General features: G+C 56.7%; 2 protein-coding genes. Both read right to left on the reverse strand.

Annotation, left to right across the window (positions count from 1 at the left end):
• The coding region (locus tag HIJ39_RS22825; RefSeq protein WP_169103323.1) for an RNA-guided endonuclease InsQ/TnpB family protein at positions 1-911 on the reverse strand (911 nt) is incomplete at its 3' end.
• Positions 908-1,537, reverse strand: coding sequence for an IS607 family transposase (locus HIJ39_RS22830; protein ID WP_169103324.1), 630 nt, complete (start codon positions 1,535-1,537; stop codon positions 908-910). The genes HIJ39_RS22830 and HIJ39_RS22825, both read right to left, overlap by 4 nt.
• Positions 1,538-1,596 lie beyond the last annotated feature (59 nt).

Consider the following 1,596-nt stretch of genomic DNA (forward strand, 5'->3'; position numbering starts at 1 on the left):
GCTAGCTTGTGATTTTTCAGCATCCCGGCCACGTTCAAATCCTCGATAGCCATCACGTCAAACCGCTCCACGAGCATCGTGGTCAACTGGTGCAAGGCATGATCCCGGATATTCGCAATTCGGGCATGCAGCCGGGCCATGCGCCGTTGCGTTTTCTGCATGTTCTTGGACCAAGGAATGACCATGCCTTTCGGAATGGGTTGGCCCGGTGCTAACCCGGCACGCATTTTGGCCGCCTCCATCTGGCGACTGAAGTGTTGGGACAACCTGCGGAGCTGTTTCTGTGCGGTCGCATAGGCTTTGGGTCCCCTGATCCTCTCGCCAGTCGAGAGCGTCGCTAACGCCGACACCCCCAAGTCCACCCCGACCACCGCTTGGTTTTCGCGGCGGACACTGGGGGGATCGGGCATTTCGACGGTGACGCTCAAAAACCAGCGATCCGCGGTCCGCGACACGGTGCCTTCGAGCACTTTTCCCATGAACCGCAAGGGTTCATGCATGCGGACCCAGCCTAATTTGGGAATATGCACCCGCGATCCTTGGATGGCAAACTGATCGTTGGTGAGCGTAAAGCGATCGTGGCGGCCCTTCTTCTTGAACGTGGGATACGCGGCTGTCCCGGCAAAGAAATTCTGAAACGCTTGGCCCAAGTGGATGATCGCCATCTGGGGCGCATTTTTGGTGACCTCCAGCATCCACGGAAACTGCTCGCGCTTGATGGCATTCAATTGCCGCCGCAAGGCCGCCTCGGAGGGCTTCGGCAACGTCGGGTCGGATTTCCACGCATCATACTGCTGCTGCCATTGATGCAAGGCCCAGTTATACGCAAAGCGTGCCGTTCCCGCTGCTTGCCGAAAGTACGTCTCCTGCACGTTGTTGGGGTCGAGCGCAATTTTATGCGCCGAAATCATGAGGACGCCTCCTCGATGGCACGCTTCACGCCGTCCAACAATTTTTGATTCTTGCGCGAACGACTCCCATAGAGCCGCGCCGAAAAGACCGTGATGATTTCGCGGACATCCTGAGCCAGCTCTTCCTCAAAGGTCGTGTCTTCGCCTTGGTTGAGGATCACGACCTCGACTTGCTTCGCCTCACAAATGGCGAACACCAGTTCCGCGCCAACACGCAACAGACGATCCTGGTGGGTCACGACCAGCCGACCGACCCGGTCGGCCAGGATGTCATTGAGCAGTCGTTTGAGGCCCTTTTTGTGGTAGTTCATGCCCGATCCGAGGTCGGCCACAACCTCAAACGTCCAGCCTTGGCGGGCACAGTAGAGTTCCAGCACCTGCTTTTGCCGCTCCAGATCGTCTCTCTGGTCATGACTCGACACACGAGCATAGGCGATGGTTTTACGCGCTGCGACGGAACGAGGAAACAGGTCAGGCCGCAATCGCGCCAAATCATACCGTCGATAGCCCCCAGCGGTCCGTTCGTCGGGAAAGAGCTTACCGTCTCGCTCCCATCGCCGCAAGGTTGACGGAGTAACCCCCAAATACTCGGCCGCTTCCCTAATCCCAACAAGTTTTCGATTCATACCACAATTATACAATGATGGATAACCATAGATAAAGTTTTAAGAAACTGTTAAAACCC

It is taken from the genome of Sulfobacillus harzensis, from assembly GCF_012933365.1.
GTDB classification, from domain to species: Bacteria; Bacillota; Sulfobacillia; order Sulfobacillales; family Sulfobacillaceae; genus Sulfobacillus_B; species Sulfobacillus_B harzensis.

What these genes read in the sequence shown, in the direction of transcription:
- HIJ39_RS22830 (WP_169103324.1), bottom strand. Translation starts at nt 1,537, where the DNA reads ATGAATCGAAAACTTGTTGGGATTAGGGAAGCGGCCGAGTATTTGGGG.